Source organism: Bradyrhizobium sp. GW821-FHT13H06 (assembly GCF_058803975.1).
In genome coordinates, this window is the sequence record NZ_JBXAPN010000002.1 from 273,602 (window position 1) to 289,969 (window position 16,368).

The window sequence follows — 16,368 nt, forward strand, 5'->3', positions numbered from 1 at the left end:
GAGCTCGCCTCTTGGGAGAATGCAATGAACAAGACGATCGCCATGATCGCTGCGACTGCCGTCATCGCGCTCGGTGCGGCGCGTGCCGCCCCGCTGCCCGAAGCCAATCCCGACGACGTCGGTTTTTCGAAACAAGGCCTTGCACGCCTCGATAGCTTCTTCGCGCGCGAGATCGCGGCCAAGCGCGTACCCGGCGCAGTCGTCGCCATCGCGCGCGACGGCAAGCTCGTCCACTACAAGGCCTATGGCCTGCTCGATCCCGCCAAGAGCACGCCGATGCCGATCGATGCGATCTTTGCGCTGGCCTCGATGACCAAGCCGATGGCCGCGGTCGCCGGCCTGACCCTGATGGAGCAGGGACGTCTGCCGCTCCAGGCCAAGCTGTCCGATTACTATCCGGGCTTCGCCGACATGAAGGTCGGTGTTCCCCAGGCCGACGGTTCGCTCAAGCTCGAGCCGCAGGCCTCGCCGATCTTCATCCACGATCTCTACCGGCATACGTCGGGATTGATGTATGGCGGCCGCCCGGACTCATCGAGCCCGGTGGCGCGGCAATATCCCGACGGCGTCGCGCCGGCGATCGAAGGCGACACCCAGGCCTTCATCGACCGCATCACCAAGCTGCCGCTGGCGCATCAGCCCTCGACCGAGTTCGAATATGGTTTCTCGATCGACGTGCTCGGCGCGGTCGTCGAGAAGGTGAGCGAGCAGAAGCTCGGCGACTATCTCGCCGCCAACGTCTGGCAGCCGCTCGGCATGAAGGATGCGACCTTCCACCCGACCGACGCCCAGCGCCCTCGCCTTGCCCGCCCGTTCACGAACGATCCGCTGACCGGCAAGCCGCAGGCCATCAAGCTCCTGGATACCCCGACCAAGTTCGATTGTGGCGGCGCGTGCTCGTTCGCGACGGTCGGCGACTACATCCGCTTCGGACAGATGCTGCTCAACGGCGGCGAACTCGACGGCCAGCGCATCCTCGGTCCGAAGACCGTGCATCACATGACGTCCAATCACCTTGGCCCCGGGATCAGGAACAAGGTGGCCAATGTCGAGCCGCATCGCGGCGGCTTCGGCTTCGGCCTTTCGGTTGCGGTCCGGACCAGCGAAGGATTGTCTTCAGTCCCCGGCAATCCCGGCGAGTTCACCTGGAATGGTGCCTTTGGAACGCAGTTCTTCTGCGACCCCAAGGAGCGTCTCGTCGTCGTGGTGGGAACGGCCGCGCCCGGCGAGCTCAGGAAATATTACCGCGAGCAGGTTCAGGACATCGTCTACGGCGCGATGACGAAGTGAGACCGGTACGCATTGATAGAGAGAGGGCGGCCGTTTTGGCCGCTCTCTTGATGCCCAGCATCAGCTCAACACGCCGTATTTCTTGAACCAGGCCTGCGCCTGCTTCCAGGCGTCTTCTGCGGCGTCCTTGCGGTAGCTGCTGCGATAGTCGGCATGGAAGCCGTGCGGCGCTTCGGGGTAGATCTTGAACTCGGCCGTCTTCTTGTTCTGCTCGAGGGCTGCCTTCATCTGCTCGACCTGGGCGACGGGAATGCCGGTATCGGCGCCGCCGTAAAGGCCGAGCACCGGCGCCTTCATCTCGGGCGCGACCTGCATCGGGCTCTTCGGCCACGCCGGATTGGCAGGATCGACCAGCGTGCCATAGAAGGCGACGCCCGCCTTGAGAGCGCCGCTATGGGCGGCGTACTCCCAGACCGTGCGGCCGCCCCGGCAGAAGCCGATGATGCCGAGCCTGGCGGTGTCACCGCCCTGCGATCCCGCCCACGCCGCCGTCGCATCGAGATCTGACATCATCTCGGCGTCCGGCTTGGCATTCACCACAGCCAGCAGGTCCTTGATGTCCGACGCCTTGGTCAAGTCGACGCCCTTGCGGAAGTAATAGTCGGGCGCGACCGCGAACGCGCCGAGCTTGGCCAGGCGCCGCGTCACGTCCCTGATGTATTCGTGCAGGCCGAAAATCTCCATCGCCACGACGACCACCGGCGCCTTGGCATTGCCGGCCGGGCGGGCGAAATAGACCGGCATCTCCTCGGAGCCGGCCTTGATCTTGGCATCGCCGGCCTCAAGACCATTGGTGTCGGTCGTGACCACCTCGGCGCGCACGGGCCCGGCCGCAAGCGTATAGCCCGCCGCCACGGCCGCGGTGGCACTCATGAATCCGCGACGTGAGACCGGGGCGCTTTTGGTCAGCCCGACGACGTCAGATGTCATGGTGGTTTCGAAGCTCATCGGTCCATCCCTTCCTGCTGCCTGCTATCCCCTGGCGCGACGCATTCGCCAATAGTTGCCGGCGAAACGCAAATCACCAGCCTGCGAGCACGAGGCGACGAATTCGAGGATGCTGCCGATCGTGGCCACGAAGGCGGCACGTTTCGACGTCGAACCTCGCCTGCCTGTCCATCTCGCAAGGACACCCGGTCCCTGGATTGCGCGTGTACCGGACTTAACCGTCTGGCTACATTGCATCGCAACATCCATTAACCGAAAAATATGGTTCCTTCCCGGCCGGCCACGCTGCGAGAGGTCGCGAAGGATGCCCTTGTTCGCACGCTCGACATGCTCAGCCGCAACAAATGGCCACTGCAGCGGCGGCAATGACACATCATGTTGCTCGCGCATCGCACATCATCGCCAATTCGCGGGCGAACCGTCGTCATTTGATTGAAATTTTCCGAGGATCCGAGCCGCGCGATTTACTCGAACTTTCTTTGTGACGCACTAGTCCACGGCCGGAAGTTCCATCTCCGAAACGGAGAGGCTTCTTCCCCCAAGCGTGATCCGCCGCCCATCAACGGACGAAGGAGCGCCTGCGGGCTTCATTCTCGTCACCCGGATTGCGCTACCCAAGGCTCAATTGAATAGACGTTTATACGACCTGGAACTGAAATGAATTTGGCTCGCGAATCGATTGAATTGTTGGAGCAGGCCGCGCGCATCCTGTGGTTCGAAGGCACCAAGCACGGCTTGCGCGACCGCGAATGGATGGCGCTGCGCTTCCTCTCCCGGGCCAACCGGTTTTCCCGAACGCCGTCGGCGCTGGCGAGCTACGTCGGCACCACGCGGGGCACCGCCTCGTTCATCATCGGCGAACTCGAGCGGCTCGGCTACCTCGAACGAAAACGTTCGGCCACGGACAAGCGGTCGGTGATGTTGAGCGTGACCCAGCAGGGCAAGAAGTTCCTGGTGCGCGACCCCGTCAACGTTCTCGTCGAGGCGATTGCCGTTCTCGACGACGACGTCAAGATCCGCTTCCGCGACACGTTCCGGCACGTGCTGGATCAGTCCGACGCAGCCGAGCAGCGGCATCACACCGACGTTTGCAAGCGATGCATCTTCCTGCGGGAAGATCGCACCACCACGGACAGCAAGACGACGGTCGAGTTCAGCTGCCGCCTGTTTCGTGCACCGATCGCGGAGACAGAGGTCGATCTGCTATGCACCAGCTTCGAGCATCACCGTCAATAGAAGGCTGCTCAAGGCGTCGCCTTGCGTGACGAATAGATGACGCCGCCGCTGGATTCCACCACCAGGCGCCCGTTCTCGTTTCTGATCTCTTCGATGCGACCGAGGCCGGGCACTTGTTGTCCCAGCACGGCCTCGATGACCCCGTTCGGGCCTTGCAGAATCGCAATCCCCTCATAGGCCTGGCGGACCGACCAGCCCTTGATCATCTTGCGCGGCACCGACGTACGCTCGGACGCAGGCACCGAGCCCGTGAATTCGGGCGCCGCGACCGAAGCCATCACCGGTCCTTGCTGCGACGCCGGCTGCGATTGCACCATTGCCGGCGCCGGAGCCTGGGCCTGCGCCTGAACCTGTGCCTGGGCAAGCTTGTCGAGCTTCGCCGTCGAGGACGAGCTCACCCGCTCGATCCGGTCCAGGTTCTCGGCAAATCTGCCGAAGCGATCATTCGTCGCCTTGCTCGATTGATCGACCGCAGTACGCAAGCCATCGAGATTTTCGGACACGCCCGACACCTGCCTGCGCAGTTGCGCCACGGTCTCGCGCAGATTCCTGATCTCGGTATTGGTCGCAACGTTGTTCTGAGCGGGCTGGGTGGTGAGATAGGCGATCACGCCGGTGCAGGCGCAGACCACCAGCATGGCAGCGACTGCCAGAGTTGCGAGCGGTGCGACCCATGTCGGACGGGGCGGCGGTGGCTTGGCCACGATCACGGCCGGCTTGATCACGGCCGGCGCAGGTTTCGGGATCGCCATCTTGTCGAGGCGCGCCTTGGCACGAATGCGCTTCAGCCCCTCGAGAGCTTCCTTCGCGAGAACTTCGTCGCTCGCCGCGGCCGATACACGCTTTGCGCCCGCAACGGGCTTGTCCCCTCGCGTCGCACTGTCCTTTGTATCGCGCGCCTCCGGAGCCGGCTTCGCCGCCGCGGAAGCATCCGCGGTCGCGTTGGGACGAGCTTGTCCATCGGACAACATGTGAAAATGCTCCGTTCGTTCGATCTGTCGAACGGTGACGCTATTTGCCGAAGCTTGTCTGAAACGTGTGCATCGAAAACTTTCCATAGCGCGCGATCTGGCGCTGCAAGAGTCGGATCGCGTCATACACGCGGCGATAGTGCGACTCGAAAGACACACACTCGCCAAGATTTCACCAAGCTAGCATCGTGTCGCCACAAGTGAGTCGACTTGTCGCAGGTGGAAAAACAAGCGCCGGAGTCAATCCGGGGTTGAAGACGGATCGATTTGCAAGACCGTTGCGGTACTCAAAACAGCTGCAATTGTACGGGGATGCGGAACTTTATATCCGCTGCGGTGCAAAACTAGTTTGGTATCCAAATCAACTGATGCGATTGAATACACCAAGAAACAACCGGAAACGAATCAACAGCATCAAGCACGTGTAGCAACCGCTTTGTTGCGCACGCTTGATCGGAAACCGGCAATTGTTACGGTCCTACTCAAGTGATTCTCGCCAGTTGGCGAGGAGATCGACACAGTTCAGCAGTGTTCGGAAGCGATGAGCAACTTGGCGCACCTGATCTAGGTCGTTTCTCAATCCGCTCCGCGAGGTGATCCGCAAGGCACCCGCCGAGCCTCACGCCAGTAAGCGTTCAGTATCGAGTTGATGTAGCAGGCCTGCGTGACGCAGGCACTGAATGCGTAGGGCTGCCCGCGAATATCGAAACCATAACAACGGTTCGCGGGAAGGAATGTCGTCAAACAGCATCGTTGCCGAGCCGGAGCATCACAACAACCAGCCGGCCGCAACAAGTGCGAAACAGGGGCGAAAGACTGATGTATATTATCGTTGATGATCGCGAGAGCGTCGCGAACAGCTACGTCGGAGGGCTCGTTCGCGAAGGTGTATCGTCGATCGGCTTCTCTTCCGGAGAATTCTGGGACTGGCTGCAATCCGCGAATGAATCGGATTTGGCAGCGGTGGACGCCTTTCTCCTCGGGGATTGCGATGCACGCGGAAGTCTGCCACGGGCGATGCGCAAGCGTTCCTCGGCGCCCATCATCGCCGTGAGCGGCCAGAAGATGCTCAAGAACACGCTGGAGCTGTTCGAATCGGGCGTCGACGACGTCGTGCACGTGCCGGTTCACTTGCGGGAGATCCTCGCCCGAACGGCCGCGATCGCGCGGCGCCGGGTAGGCGAGCTGCCGAGGCCCTGCGAGAGCAGGATTCAGGTCTTCTTCAACGGCCGTGACCCCGAGATCGCGGGCCACGCCCTCACCCTGCCCCGCCGCGAACTGCGCATTCTCGAATATATGGTCGCCAACCACGGCAAGTGGATCACCAAGACGCAGATCTTCAACGCGGTCTACGGCATCTTCGAGTCCACCTTCGACGAGAGCGTGATCGAGAGTCACGTCAGCAAGCTGCGCAAGAAGCTCCGCGACCGCCTCGGCTTCGACGCGATCGTGGCCCGACGCTACGTCGGATACCGCCTTAACATTCCTGCCGGCGAGACCCTCGACGAGCCGGTGCAGGAGCTCGACGAGGTCGGGATCCTCCTGAACAGAGCCCATGCCGCCCCCGCGGCCTATCCGGCCGGAAACTGACGCGGCAGGAGGCTGCCGCCAGACCTGCAACGGCCTCTGCGAGCAACTTCGCAGAGGCCGTTGTGCTTTCAGCGGCAGAGGCGGCAGGACAGATGCCTGCATTCGCGCGCGACTGTCGTGGCGCCGGCGTCAGCTGGCCATTTGGGGCACGATCCTCCCGGAAACGCCGTCCGGGATGGCTTGCTCTACGGCTTCTGCTGGAATTCTTCCTTGGACACGTAGTTGAAGTCCTCCACCAGGACGTCCTGGACGATTTCAGCCTGCATCCGCTCGTTGACACGCTGCTTGATGGCCGTGGTCAGGATGGAGAGGTCGTAACGGGCGAGCTTCCTGAAATCGAGACGCTCGTCGGCATAGATCCTGCGAAAGGCCTCGTCGACGACGAACGGTTCCGGCGGAACGTTCAGCTGGTGCATGGTCCGACCCTCGACGGTGTAGACGAAGCGCGCGACGATGTAGCCCTGCACATTGCCGTTCTCGACCATGGGCACGCTGAGTGCCCGCGTCTTCTGATATTGCAGCCCGTCGAGATATTCGTCCTTCGCCGGCAGCAGGCTGCCGTTCTCCTTCCAATAGGCGACGGCATAGCTCGTGCCCGCGGTGAGGATGCATACCCACAGTCCGGCCAGCACCAGCCTGATCATTTTCCGTCCTGCGTTGCGCGACCGGTATAAGTGCCGTCCGATTCGGCTTCCTTGATCGCCGTGACGATGATGCTCGCGACCTCACGCACCGCATCGTAGTGCATTTCCAGAATGGAACGATTCCGCTCGAGCTTCTCGCGCAGCCGCTGGATCTCCTCGGTGATCTCGACTTCACTGCCGAGGTGCATCCGCGCCCGCATCAGGCGGACGAATTCGAGCATGCTCCGGCTCTTCCGCGCGCTGAAGTCGTCGAAATCGATCTTCCGACCCGTCGCGAGCGCGGCCGTCTCCTCCTCGACGATACTCGCGAGCCGGCGGATTGCGGCTAAGAGGCCGCGCACCTCGTCCGATCTCACCGCGTCCGCGGCCTCGACCACCGCCTCGCCGCCCGCGATCGGCAGCAGGACGGGCAGCAGCGCATCGCTTGCTGCTGCTTCCGTCGTCATCATTTCGCTGTCCGCGACCGCCTGGTCCATCGCCATGGCCGCCGCGCCTTCTTGTGCCTGCATCGGAAATTCACCCCTCAACTTCTGTCACCCGTTCGCAGATCATGATCCAGCCTTCCCCGCCGCGTCCGGTCCGGCCGGATGTGCGGCGGCGAGCTGCCTGGCAATGCCAATGCCCTTGCCCTTTGCCAGCTGGTTGCCAAGCTGCTCCGCAAGCATCGACTTCCAGACGCCGCCAGCCGTGCCCTTGCCAAACACCTCCTCCGACTCCTTCGGCAACATCGTCTCGACGAAGGTCTGGAGGATGAACGCTTCAAACTTGCGATAAACATCGCCGGATGCCGGCGCCTTGATCACCTGCACCGGCGAACCGTTCACTGCACCCGGCTGCGCTTCCGAAACCTTCGCGGATTGATCGGCCGCAGCCTTGCCGATCTCCGCGTCCATCGTGGCGGCGAAGTCGGCATCGGCGGATTTCAACGCGTCGAGCTTCGCGGTCGCCGCGCGCTGCGACACGGGATCGGCGGCTTCGAGGACATCGAGAACGAGGTCGGGTGTCGCGGTCACGATCATATCTTGTCCCGGTTGGCTGGCCGTGGCATCCACGCGCGCACGGCAGGGCTTGTTCCCGTCATCTCCTCGAGCGCGCGCTTCTCCGCGTCACGGAGCTTGTCGGCGAGCGCGGCCTTCGCCACCTCCTCGAGCTGCCTCACGCGGCGGCTTTCCGCGCGAACATGGTCGAGCTGCTGCGCGGCCTGCGCCCGCACCGCGCGTGCGCCGACGCTCGTCCTGTTCAGGCGCCGCGCGATCGATTCGCTCGACGATCCAGCGGGCGGCCTGCCGTCGTTCAGGGCTCCGACCAGCCATTCCTGCTCGTCCTGCAGGCTGCGCTCCTGCTGCCGCAGTTGCGCGAGCTGCCATTCGGACAGCCGGAGCTGGAGCTTCACCAGCGAGACCATCCGGCCGAGCTTGTGCGCGCGCGACGTCATGACCGGGTCACTCCGCCAGCCACGACGAGACGCCGAGCATGAATTGCGTCAGCAGTTCGTCGCTGGTGAGATAGAGCAGCAGGAAGCCGCCGAACAGCACGAAGGGCACCGAGATGAAATAGACCGGGATCGCCGGCGTCAGCTTGTTGATCAGGCCGACCGCCAGGTTGACGATCACCGAATAGACGATGAAGGGACTGGTGATCCGCAGCGTCAGAACGAACGCTTCCGAGAGGCGACCGACGAGCAGGTCGAGCGCCATGCTGCCACCAAGCTTGCTGCCGGGCTGCCAGACGTCGTAGGAGTTCATCAGCCCGCGCAGCACCTGCCAATGCTGGTCGGTCATGAAGAACAGCGTGGTGACGGCCGCCATGATCAGAGGCACCAGGGCCGGCGCCGGATCGGTGTCGCCGACCGGGGTGCCCGGGATGTTGCTGAGCCCGATCGCACTCGCCATCATGGTCGCCATGGTCTGGAGCGCGAGGAAGAACACGCGCCCGCCGAGCCCGATGACGCTGCCGACCACGAGCTCCGAGCAGATCAGGAGCGCCAGCGTCAGCGGTGCCGCGTTGTCCGTGAGCGGCTTCAGGACCGCGATCAGGATCGGCGTCAGCGCAAACGTCGTGACCAGCGCGACGAACAGGCGCACCTGGGGCGGAACGTTGACGCTGGAATAGCCGGGCACCAGCATCAGGCAGGCGCCGATGCGGCAGAACACGATGAACGTCACCAGTACGCTGTCGGCGAGGCCGCTGATCACGATACGGCTCCGAGCGCCCTGATCTCGGCACTGCGCGCGACTTCGACGTGCGACAGGATCGGCAGGGTCGGGAACACCCGCTCCAGGATCATCCGGACATAGGGACGGGCTTCGGGAGTCACCGCCAGCACCACGCTGGTGCCGTTCTCGGTGAACTTGCGGATCGCGGCGCTGGCTTCGGTCGCGAACTGCTCGATCAGGCGCGGATCGGCGTCGAACTCGACGACGTCGCCCTTGCCATCGCGCTTCAGGCTCTGGTGGAACGCCAGGTCCCAGCGGTTGCCGAGACGGACCACGTTGAGCACGCCATTGTCGGAGAGGTCGCCGCAGATCTGCTGGGCAAGCCGCGTCCGCACGTGCTCTGCGACCTGCTCGGAGCGCCGCACATGGGGCGCGATCTCGGCGATCGCCTCGAGGATCAGATGGAGGTTGCGGATCGACACGCGCTCGGCCAGCAGGATCTTGAGGATCGCCAGCAGGCCCGAATAGGAGATCTGCGAGGGGCAGAGATCCTCGACAAGGCGCTTGTATTCGGGATCGAGCCGGTCGAGCAGGCCCCGCATGTCCTTGTAGGACAGGAGCTGGGCGAGGTTTGCCCTGATCACTTCGCTCAAATGGGTGAGCAGCACCGACAGATTGTCGACCGGCTTGCAGCCCTGCCGCTTGACCTCGTCGGTGAAGGCTTCCGTCACCCACAGCGCCTTCATGCCGAAGGCAGGCTCGATCACCTCGTCGCCCGGCACGTCGGGCTTGCCGTCCTTGTCGACCAGCACCAGCACCTCGCCGAGCCTGAGCTCACCATGGGCAACGCGCGTGTCGTGGATCCGGATCTGGTAGCTCTTGGGATCAATCGACAGATTGTCGGTGAGCTTGATCTCGGGAATGACGAAGCCGTACTGCTTGGCAAACTTCTTGCGGATCTTGGCCACGCGGTGGGCGAGCTCGGTGCGCGAGCCCAGGAGATGGACCGAAAGGTGGCCGCCGAGCGCCAGCTCGATCTCGGCGGTCTTGAGCTGCTCCTTCACCGATTCCTTGGCCTCGGCCTGGGCGCGCTCGTCGGCCTTGGATGCAGCCTCCTTGCGCTCCCGCGCCGCCTGCCGCCTCGGCAGCGAATAGCCGACGAAGGCCATGACACCCCCAAGCAGCACGAACGGCGCCATCGGCAGCCCCGGCATCAGGGCGAGCACGAACATCATCAGCGCGGCAGCCGACACCGCGCGCGGATAGCCGCCGAGCTGCCGCAGCACAGCCTGCTCGGCCGAGCCCCTGGTGCCGCCCTTGGAGACCAGGAGGCCCGCGGACAGCGACACGATCAGCGCCGGCATCTGCGATACCAGACCGTCGCCGACGGAAAGCTTGGTGTAGACGTCGGCGGCGCGGGAGAGAGTCAATCCGTGATGGGTGACGCCGATGACGATGCCGCCGAAGATGTTGATCGCCGTAATGATGAGGCCGGCGATGGCGTCGCCGCGGACGAACTTCGAGGCGCCGTCCATGGCGCCGAAGAACGCGCTCTCCTCTTCGAGCTCGCGCCGACGGCGCTGGGCTTCCTTGTCGTCGATCAGGCCTGCGGAAAGATCCGCGTCGATCGCCATCTGCTTGCCGGGAATGGCGTCCAGGGTGAAACGGGCGCCGACCTCGGCGATACGCGTCGCACCCTTGGTGATCACGACGAAATTCACGGTGACAAGGATCGCGAAGATGATAAGGCCGATGACGAAGTCGCCGCCCATGACGAACTTCGAGAAGCCGGCGACGACATGGCCTGCGGCCTGTTCGCCCTCCCCGCCCCGCGACAGGATCAGGCGCGTCGTCGCGATGTTCAGCGCCAGGCGCAGGATCGTCGCGATCAGCAGCACGGTCGGGAAGGCCGAGAAGTCGAGCGGCCGCTGAATCCATAGCGCGACCATCAGAATCAGCGCCGACAGCGCGATCGAGAATGCGAGGCCGAGATCGATCAGGATCGGAGGAATCGGCAGGAACAGGATCGTGAGCATGGTCACGATGCCGGCCGCGAAGAAGGCGTCCGCTCCGAGGCGGCGCGGGCTGGGCAGGCTGGCAGCTAACGTATCGGCCATGGGTCACCGGCAGAAGGGTCCGGTTCGCAATCTGCCGCGCAAAGCTTACGCGAGGGTGGTGCCGGGGCTGTCCGGATCAGAAGCCGTGTTCGATCCGCGAATAGACCATCTCGGTGAAAGTCGACAGATGCGCACCGATGAAGGAGCCCGAGACGGCAACGACGAGGAGAATGACGATGATCTTCGGAACGAAGGTCAGCGTCACCTCCTGGATCTGGGTCAGGGCCTGGATCAACGCGATGACGGTGCCGACCAGCATCGCGGCGCCGACCGCGGGACCAGAGGCGACGATGATGGTCCAGATCGCGGCCTGGACGATATCGAGAGCGTCCCGCTCGTTCATGACTGGCTGATCGTGAGTCCGGGCCCGACGGCGACCTTCGTGCCGTCCGCGAGCGTCGCGATGGAGCCGTCGCTGTTGATGGAGACCGAAACGACCTTGCCGCTGAAACTGGCACCGGTCGAATCGGTGAAGCTGACCGTCTTCCCGATCAGCCCGTTGGCCTGCGACAAGGACTGCGAGGACAGCAGCGCGTCCAGCTTCGAATTCGTCTGCATCGCCTGCTCGACCGTCGAGAGCTGGGCGAACTGGCTCATATATTCCGACGTATCCATCGGATTGGTCGGATCCTGATTCTTCATCTCGGCGATGAGGAGCTGAAGAAACGTGTTGTAATCCACGCTGTTGCTCGAGGTCGGCGAGTTGGTGCTGTTCGAACCGGAGCCATTTCCGGTCGTATCGGTCGCGCTGGTGACGTTCATCTGGCCTCTCCGCTGTCAGGCAGCCTCGAATGGGGAAACGGTGGCGGCGCCGGCCAGGATGGCCTGCTCCACCGGGAACAGCGCCCGAATTCGCTTGAGCGCCTCGAAGTAGCGGGTCGACTCGACCAGTTCGTCGATCGCGCCGAGTCCGTCCAGCATCTCGCGATTCTCGCATACAGCAGACAGGGCGGCGTGATGCTGCGCGTAGAGCGCCGCAGCGTCGCGGACGTCGGTCGGGTTCATCAGCATGAGCTGGACGATGAAATAGAGCTGCCGCAGCGCCGTGGTGGCGTCGGAAGCCTGCATGATCTGCCCTTCGAGCAGGAACATCACGTCGTTGACGAGCTCGACGGAGACCTTGCGGTCCACGCGAAGCACCGCGCCGTTGATGTAGATCCGCTCGCCCGCCCGCAGGGAAATCTTCATTAGAGCGCGTCTCTGATCAGGCGGTTGATCTCGATGAGTTGCACCACGTCGTTCGACCTCTGCTCGCGAAGACGGTCGGCTTCCTTGACGACCCATAGGCCGATCGAGATGATGTCGGCGCGCAGCTTCTCCGGCAGCCCGTTTTCCGGGTGCGCGAGATCTTCGATGAAGATCGTCCACAGCCGCCGCACATAGAGCAGGCTCTCGACCAGGTCCTCGGCGCTGAAGCGACCCTTCTGGATCCGCTCGAGCCGGTCGATTCCGAGAGTGAGCGCCTGCCGTTCCCGGTTTCGCGCCTCATAGCCACTTTCGTCAACGACCGCTTCATAGGCTTCAAACGTCATCAGGACCACTCTTCGCAGGAGACCGAACAACTCGACAAGGGTTACGAGGCTTCCAGGGGCAGCCTTGGCTCAGAGATAATTGATGAGGCTGATCTTCTGGAGCTGCGAGGTGAGCGCCAGGGCGGTCTGGATCTGGGTCTGCAGGGTGTTGACACGGACCGAGGCTTCGGTCGGGTCGACCTTCTCCATACCGACGATCTGATTGTTCAGAATGTCCTGCTGCGTCTTGAGCTTGGCGGTTGCGGTGGTGATCCGCTGCTGAACCGTGCCGACGCTGCCGCCGAGCGCAGCGAGGTCCGTGATGGCGTTGCCGACGAGGCCGATGGCCTTGTCCACGACGACCTGGAAGGTCTCCTGGCTCAGGTTTACATTCCCGAGATCGGCCATCATGGTGTAGGCCTCGGCGAGCTTGCGGAAGCCGGCCTCGTTGGCGCTGACGGACGTATCGGCGATCTCGGTCGTCGAGATGCGGCTTTGCATGGTCTGGTCGGTGGCCGATGACCAGTTGGTATTCCAGGCCGGGCTCGCGAACTCGGCATCGAACGTGGTGTCGAGGAAGGTCTGCATCTGGGCCGGGGTAATGGTGCCCACGGCGGGCGAAGATTGCGAGAAGCCGAAGGTCGCGAGGAAATCCGCGTCGACCTGATTCTTGCTGGCCGAGCCGGCGGTGTAAGCCGTGATGGGCGTGCTCTGCGTGTTGATGCCCGAGAACAGATACGAGCCGTTGTAGGAGACGTTCAGCGCCCCGATCAGATCCTGGAGATTGGAGGCCGCAGGCGGCAGAATGACCCGCCCGCCGCCGTCGGTGCTGCGGGCCGCGATCAGGTCCTTGAGGAAGTCCGTCGCCGTCTTGCTGAGCTGGGTGATGCGGTTCTGCGTCACGTCCAGGCGTCCCGCGACGAGCCCGTTGGTATCGACGAGCTGATCGGCGAAGCTGAAGTCAGCCCGCAGCGTGAGGTCGCTTCCCGTCGTGGCGCCAAGCTCGAGGCCGACGTCGTAGAAGCGGCCGGTGGTCGCCTCCGTCGAGGCCCTGCTCAGCGCAGCCTGGTTATTCGTGATCGAGGACCTCAAGGACGAGGACAGCATCAAGGTCGAGACGTAGTTCGCGCTCATCATGGCTTAGTTCCCCACGGCGGCCAGCAGGCTCTGCAGCATTTCATCGACGGTCGAAATGATCTTTGACGAAGCCGAATAGGTTCGCTCGACCTGGAGCATCAACGCCATCTCGTCGTCCATGTTGACGCCGTTGACGTTCGACAACGCCGTGATGCTGCGGTTGAGCAGCGTGTTCTGGTACTCGGAGTTGTCGTTGGCGGTCTTGCGCTGGTTCTCGATCCAGCTCGTCGACGACGATGCGAAGTCGATCAGGTTGCCGCTCGGCTTGCCTTGCGTCGTTGGATCGAACGGCTGCGACGCATCCATGCCGTCGATGAGCTGCTGCAGCCGGGTCGAGTAGCCGCCGTTGCCCGCGGTGTTGTATTGGTAGGCGGGGTTGCCGCTGATCGCGCCGTCGCGCAGCAGATTCGGGTTGCCGCCCTGAGCCGGATCGACCGATGCGGCGACCGAGATCGTGCCGGCGAGGCCCACCGAGACGGTGGCACTCGCGGGCATGGCCGGCGCGCCGGGATAGGTGAACAGACCGGGGACGTCGGGCAGCGCGGCGGCGGTCTGATCGCTTTCCCTGAAAGTGTTGATCAGGCCGCGCGCGATTTCGTCGAGCTGGCTCTGATAGGTGACGGCGTCCTGGTCACGCAGCCGGGCGAGGCCCGCGAGCTTGCCCGACTTCAGCGGCATCACCGAATTGGCCCCGGTCACGGGTACGCCGTCGATGTAGACGGCATTGCCCGTGGTGCCGGCGGTGTAGGCATTCGTCGGCGCAAAGCTCACGGTCCGCGCCATCTTGTCGAACAGCACGACGCCGCTGTCGGCGTAGAGCGCAGCGTCGCCGTTGGGACGGATCGACATCGTGACGCCGACCTCCTGCGACAGCTGCGAGACGATGTTGTCGCGCTGGTCGAGGTAATCGGTGATGTCGTCGCCGGAGATCGTGCCCTTCACGATCGCGGTGTTCACGGTCTCGAACTGGGAGAGCAACTGGTTGATGTTCTGGACCGACGTCCTCATGTCGGCATCGGCGCCCTCGCGGACCGACTGCACGGTCCGGGTCGCCTGGTTCAGCGCGGTGGCCATGTCCTTGGCGGACGCGACCGCCGCCTGCGCCAACGTGGTGTTGTCCGGGGCATTGGCATATTTCTGCAGCGCCTGCTTCAGCTCATTGAGCTGCGCCGTCGGCGATTGATCTAGCTCGGGATCATCCACGGTCGATGCCGCGATCTTCTGGAGACCGTCATAGATCACGCTTTGCTTGGCGGACGCCGAGGTCGCGGTCAGGACGTTGGTGAACAGGCCGCCGCTCGCGGCGCGCTGGATCGCCGCGACATAGACGCCGGCATTTGGCAGATTGTCCAGCACGGCGATCTTGCGCGAATAGCCGGCAGCGCTGGCACCGGCGATGTTGCGCGAGATCGTCGAGGACTGAATGCCCGACGCCATGAGCGAAGCGCGCGCGGAGTCGAGAGCGGAGGTCAGGGACATGGGTTGCTCTTGCCCGGAATGGGCGCTGAAGAATTCAGCGCTTCAAGTTGACGACGACGTCGAGCAGGTCGGCACCGGTCTGGAACGATTTCGAGTTCGCGGTGAAGCCGCGTTGGGCCTCGATCATCCCGGTGAGTTCGTCCGCGAGGTCGACGTTGGAGGCTTCCAGGGCGCCGGACTGGATCGTGCCGAGCCCGCCGGTGCCGGCATTTCCCGCCTGCGCGTTGCCGGAATCCATGTTGGTCGAATAGACGTTGCCCGGCTCGGGCGTCAGATTGTCGGGACTCGCGACGTCGGCGAGCATGATCGTGTAGAGCGTCAGCTGCTGCCCGTTCTTGAGAATCGCCGTCACGTGGCCCGCATCGTCGACGTCGACCTTGTCGATAGCCGAGGGAACGCTGCCATTGACGGTCGCCTTGAAGCTGAAGTCGGTTCCGACCTGCGTCATGTTCGACAGGTCCATGGTCAGCGCCGCACCGCCGGGGACGGTCACGGTGAGACCGGTCGGGCTCGCCGCGTCCAGCGCGCCCCTGCCGGCCGCCGTGGTGTCGAAGGTGAACGTGGTGGCGGCGCCGAGCGAGGTGCCCGTCGCGGAGTCATAGACCTGAATCTGCCAGGTATCCGAGCCGGCAGCCGTCGCCGTGTGGGACATATAGACGTCGAGCGTAACAGCCTGGCCGATATTGTTGTAGGCCACGATCGAGCTCTTCGATGAGTATGACGCCGGGCCGGGCGGACCGGCGATAACAGCCGCCTTCGGATCCAGATTTCCGGTCGTGAGCGTTGCCGCCGTCGACGGCACAGGCACCTGGGGAACCTGGGCAACGTTGACGATCTGCAAGCCGGACAGGCTGTTCTGCGAGAAGTTGGTCACGAGACCGGGCTGCCCCAGAAGATAGTAGCCGGCCGCGTTGACCAGATTGCCCTGACTGTCCGGCACGAAGGAGCCGGCGCGCGTCAGATACTGCTGCGTGTTGTTTGCGTTCGACACCACGAAGAAGCCATTGCCCTGAACGGCGAGGTCCGTGCTCGACGTGGTGAACTGCGTATGCCCGGGATCGGTGATGGCGTAGCGGACCGTAGTCTCGACGGCGCCGGAATCGTAATTGCCGGAGCCGCTCTTCAGGATCAGCGAGGAGAACTCCGTGGAAGCCCGCTTGTAGCCGGTCGTGTTGACGTTGGCGATGTTGTCCGAGACCGTCGACAGCTTGTTGGACTGCGCAGACATACCGGAAACGCCGGTGCGCATAACACCATACAGGCTCATGAATTGGGCTCCTTTGGTAGGT

18 protein-coding genes are annotated in these 16,368 nt (G+C 63.6%); 3 read left to right on the plus strand and 15 right to left on the minus strand.

What is annotated here, in order from left to right:
* The first annotated feature begins 24 nt into the window (after positions 1–24).
* The gene (locus AC1RQP_RS08115) at positions 25–1,290 is read left to right on the plus strand and encodes a serine hydrolase domain-containing protein (protein ID WP_239626779.1); all 1,266 of its coding nucleotides are present in this window, start codon (positions 25–27) and stop codon (positions 1,288–1,290) included.
* Between the two features lie 60 nt (positions 1,291–1,350).
* Here AC1RQP_RS08115 and AC1RQP_RS08120 read toward each other — a convergent pair whose 3' ends face one another.
* Complete coding sequence (locus tag AC1RQP_RS08120; RefSeq protein ID WP_492936559.1) at positions 1,351–2,238, minus strand: dienelactone hydrolase family protein; 888 nt, start codon at positions 2,236–2,238, stop codon at positions 1,351–1,353.
* A 657-nt stretch (positions 2,239–2,895) separates the two neighbouring features.
* On the opposite strand from AC1RQP_RS08120, the gene AC1RQP_RS08125 reads away from it, so the two are divergent.
* Positions 2,896–3,474: a MarR family winged helix-turn-helix transcriptional regulator gene (locus AC1RQP_RS08125; RefSeq protein ID WP_124162937.1), complete on the plus strand. Its 579-nt coding sequence runs from the start codon at positions 2,896–2,898 to the stop codon at positions 3,472–3,474.
* An 8-nt stretch (positions 3,475–3,482) separates the two neighbouring features.
* Here the strand turns inward: AC1RQP_RS08125 and AC1RQP_RS08130 are convergent, their stop codons facing one another.
* Positions 3,483–4,445, minus strand: a complete 963-nt coding sequence (locus AC1RQP_RS08130; protein WP_492936560.1) for a hypothetical protein — start codon at positions 4,443–4,445, stop codon at positions 3,483–3,485.
* Between the two features lie 819 nt (positions 4,446–5,264).
* Between AC1RQP_RS08130 and AC1RQP_RS08135 the strand changes: the two genes are divergently transcribed.
* The gene (locus tag AC1RQP_RS08135) at positions 5,265–6,035 is read left to right on the plus strand and encodes a winged helix-turn-helix transcriptional regulator (RefSeq protein ID WP_492936561.1); all 771 of its coding nucleotides are present in this window, start codon (positions 5,265–5,267) and stop codon (positions 6,033–6,035) included.
* Positions 6,036–6,220: 185 nt separating this feature from the next.
* Here AC1RQP_RS08135 and AC1RQP_RS08140 read toward each other — a convergent pair whose 3' ends face one another.
* From AC1RQP_RS08140 to AC1RQP_RS08200, 13 genes are all read right to left on the minus strand, one after another.
* Positions 6,221–6,679 carry a hypothetical protein gene (locus AC1RQP_RS08140; protein WP_035670256.1) on the minus strand — a complete coding sequence of 153 codons (459 nt, stop codon included), beginning with the start codon at positions 6,677–6,679 and terminating at the stop codon, positions 6,221–6,223.
* Positions 6,676–7,188 carry a flagellar biosynthesis protein FlgN gene (locus AC1RQP_RS08145; protein WP_239626786.1) on the minus strand — a complete coding sequence of 171 codons (513 nt, stop codon included), beginning with the start codon at positions 7,186–7,188 and terminating at the stop codon, positions 6,676–6,678. Before AC1RQP_RS08145 ends, AC1RQP_RS08140 begins: the two co-directional genes overlap by 4 nt.
* A gap of 39 nt (positions 7,189–7,227) precedes the next feature.
* Positions 7,228–7,698: a rod-binding protein gene (locus tag AC1RQP_RS08150; RefSeq protein WP_239626788.1), complete on the minus strand. Its 471-nt coding sequence runs from the start codon at positions 7,696–7,698 to the stop codon at positions 7,228–7,230.
* Positions 7,695–8,114 (minus strand): hypothetical protein, encoded by a 420-nt coding sequence (locus AC1RQP_RS08155; protein ID WP_239626790.1) that lies wholly within the window; start codon positions 8,112–8,114, stop codon positions 7,695–7,697. The genes AC1RQP_RS08150 and AC1RQP_RS08155 overlap by 4 nt, the downstream gene beginning before the upstream one ends.
* Positions 8,115–8,121: 7 nt before the next feature.
* Entirely contained in the window at positions 8,122–8,874 is a 753-nt protein-coding gene (gene fliR, locus AC1RQP_RS08160) for a flagellar biosynthesis protein FliR (protein ID WP_035670248.1), read from the minus strand.
* Positions 8,871–10,952: a flagellar biosynthesis protein FlhA gene (gene flhA, locus AC1RQP_RS08165; protein WP_239626792.1), complete on the minus strand. Its 2,082-nt coding sequence runs from the start codon at positions 10,950–10,952 to the stop codon at positions 8,871–8,873. The genes fliR and flhA overlap by 4 nt, the downstream gene beginning before the upstream one ends.
* A 76-nt stretch (positions 10,953–11,028) precedes the next feature.
* Entirely contained in the window at positions 11,029–11,295 is a 267-nt protein-coding gene (fliQ, locus tag AC1RQP_RS08170) for a flagellar biosynthesis protein FliQ (RefSeq protein WP_027572776.1), read from the minus strand.
* Positions 11,292–11,714: a flagellar hook assembly protein FlgD gene (flgD, locus tag AC1RQP_RS08175; protein WP_492936562.1), complete on the minus strand. Its 423-nt coding sequence runs from the start codon at positions 11,712–11,714 to the stop codon at positions 11,292–11,294. Before flgD ends, fliQ begins: the two co-directional genes overlap by 4 nt.
* Positions 11,715–11,729: 15 nt before the next feature.
* Positions 11,730–12,140 carry a flagellar biosynthesis repressor FlbT gene (gene flbT / locus AC1RQP_RS08180; protein ID WP_492936563.1) on the minus strand — a complete coding sequence of 137 codons (411 nt, stop codon included), beginning with the start codon at positions 12,138–12,140 and terminating at the stop codon, positions 11,730–11,732.
* Positions 12,140–12,484 (minus strand): flagellar biosynthesis regulator FlaF, encoded by a 345-nt coding sequence (gene flaF, locus AC1RQP_RS08185; protein ID WP_492936564.1) that lies wholly within the window; start codon positions 12,482–12,484, stop codon positions 12,140–12,142. Before flaF ends, flbT begins: the two co-directional genes overlap by 1 nt.
* Positions 12,485–12,553: 69 nt before the next feature.
* Entirely contained in the window at positions 12,554–13,600 is a 1,047-nt protein-coding gene (locus AC1RQP_RS08190; protein WP_492936565.1) for a flagellar hook-associated family protein, read from the minus strand.
* 3 nt (positions 13,601–13,603) lie between these two features.
* Positions 13,604–15,079, minus strand: coding sequence for a flagellar hook-associated protein FlgK (gene flgK, locus AC1RQP_RS08195; protein ID WP_492936566.1), 1,476 nt, complete (start codon positions 15,077–15,079; stop codon positions 13,604–13,606).
* A 34-nt stretch (positions 15,080–15,113) separates the two neighbouring features.
* Positions 15,114–16,346 carry a flagellar hook protein FlgE gene (locus AC1RQP_RS08200; protein WP_239626801.1) on the minus strand — a complete coding sequence of 411 codons (1,233 nt, stop codon included), beginning with the start codon at positions 16,344–16,346 and terminating at the stop codon, positions 15,114–15,116.
* Between the last annotated feature and the right edge of the window lie 22 nt (positions 16,347–16,368).

Bases quoted from the DNA above. Each gene is read 5' to 3' on its own strand.
- AC1RQP_RS08115 (WP_239626779.1), top strand. From the start codon at position 25: ATGAACAAGACGATCGCCATGATCGCTGCGACTGCCGTCATCGCGCTC.
- AC1RQP_RS08120 (WP_492936559.1), bottom strand. From the start codon at position 2,238: ATGAGCTTCGAAACCACCATGACATCTGACGTCGTCGGGCTGACCAAA.
- AC1RQP_RS08125 (WP_124162937.1), top strand. From the start codon at position 2,896: ATGAATTTGGCTCGCGAATCGATTGAATTGTTGGAGCAGGCCGCGCGC.
- AC1RQP_RS08130 (WP_492936560.1), bottom strand. From the start codon at position 4,445: ATGTTGTCCGATGGACAAGCTCGTCCCAACGCGACCGCGGATGCTTCC.
- AC1RQP_RS08135 (WP_492936561.1), top strand. From the start codon at position 5,265: ATGTATATTATCGTTGATGATCGCGAGAGCGTCGCGAACAGCTACGTC.
- AC1RQP_RS08140 (WP_035670256.1), bottom strand. From the start codon at position 6,679: ATGATCAGGCTGGTGCTGGCCGGACTGTGGGTATGCATCCTCACCGCG.
- AC1RQP_RS08145 (WP_239626786.1), bottom strand. From the start codon at position 7,188: ATGCAGGCACAAGAAGGCGCGGCGGCCATGGCGATGGACCAGGCGGTC.
- AC1RQP_RS08150 (WP_239626788.1), bottom strand. From the start codon at position 7,698: ATGATCGTGACCGCGACACCCGACCTCGTTCTCGATGTCCTCGAAGCC.
- AC1RQP_RS08155 (WP_239626790.1), bottom strand. From the start codon at position 8,114: ATGACGTCGCGCGCGCACAAGCTCGGCCGGATGGTCTCGCTGGTGAAG.
- flhA (WP_239626792.1), bottom strand. From the start codon at position 10,952: ATGGCCGATACGTTAGCTGCCAGCCTGCCCAGCCCGCGCCGCCTCGGA.
- fliQ (WP_027572776.1), bottom strand. From the start codon at position 11,295: ATGAACGAGCGGGACGCTCTCGATATCGTCCAGGCCGCGATCTGGACC.
- flgD (WP_492936562.1), bottom strand. From the start codon at position 11,714: ATGAACGTCACCAGCGCGACCGATACGACCGGAAATGGCTCCGGTTCG.
- flbT (WP_492936563.1), bottom strand. From the start codon at position 12,140: ATGAAGATTTCCCTGCGGGCGGGCGAGCGGATCTACATCAACGGCGCG.
- flaF (WP_492936564.1), bottom strand. From the start codon at position 12,484: ATGACGTTTGAAGCCTATGAAGCGGTCGTTGACGAAAGTGGCTATGAG.
- AC1RQP_RS08190 (WP_492936565.1), bottom strand. From the start codon at position 13,600: ATGATGAGCGCGAACTACGTCTCGACCTTGATGCTGTCCTCGTCCTTG.
- flgK (WP_492936566.1), bottom strand. From the start codon at position 15,079: ATGTCCCTGACCTCCGCTCTCGACTCCGCGCGCGCTTCGCTCATGGCG.
- AC1RQP_RS08200 (WP_239626801.1), bottom strand. From the start codon at position 16,346: ATGAGCCTGTATGGTGTTATGCGCACCGGCGTTTCCGGTATGTCTGCG.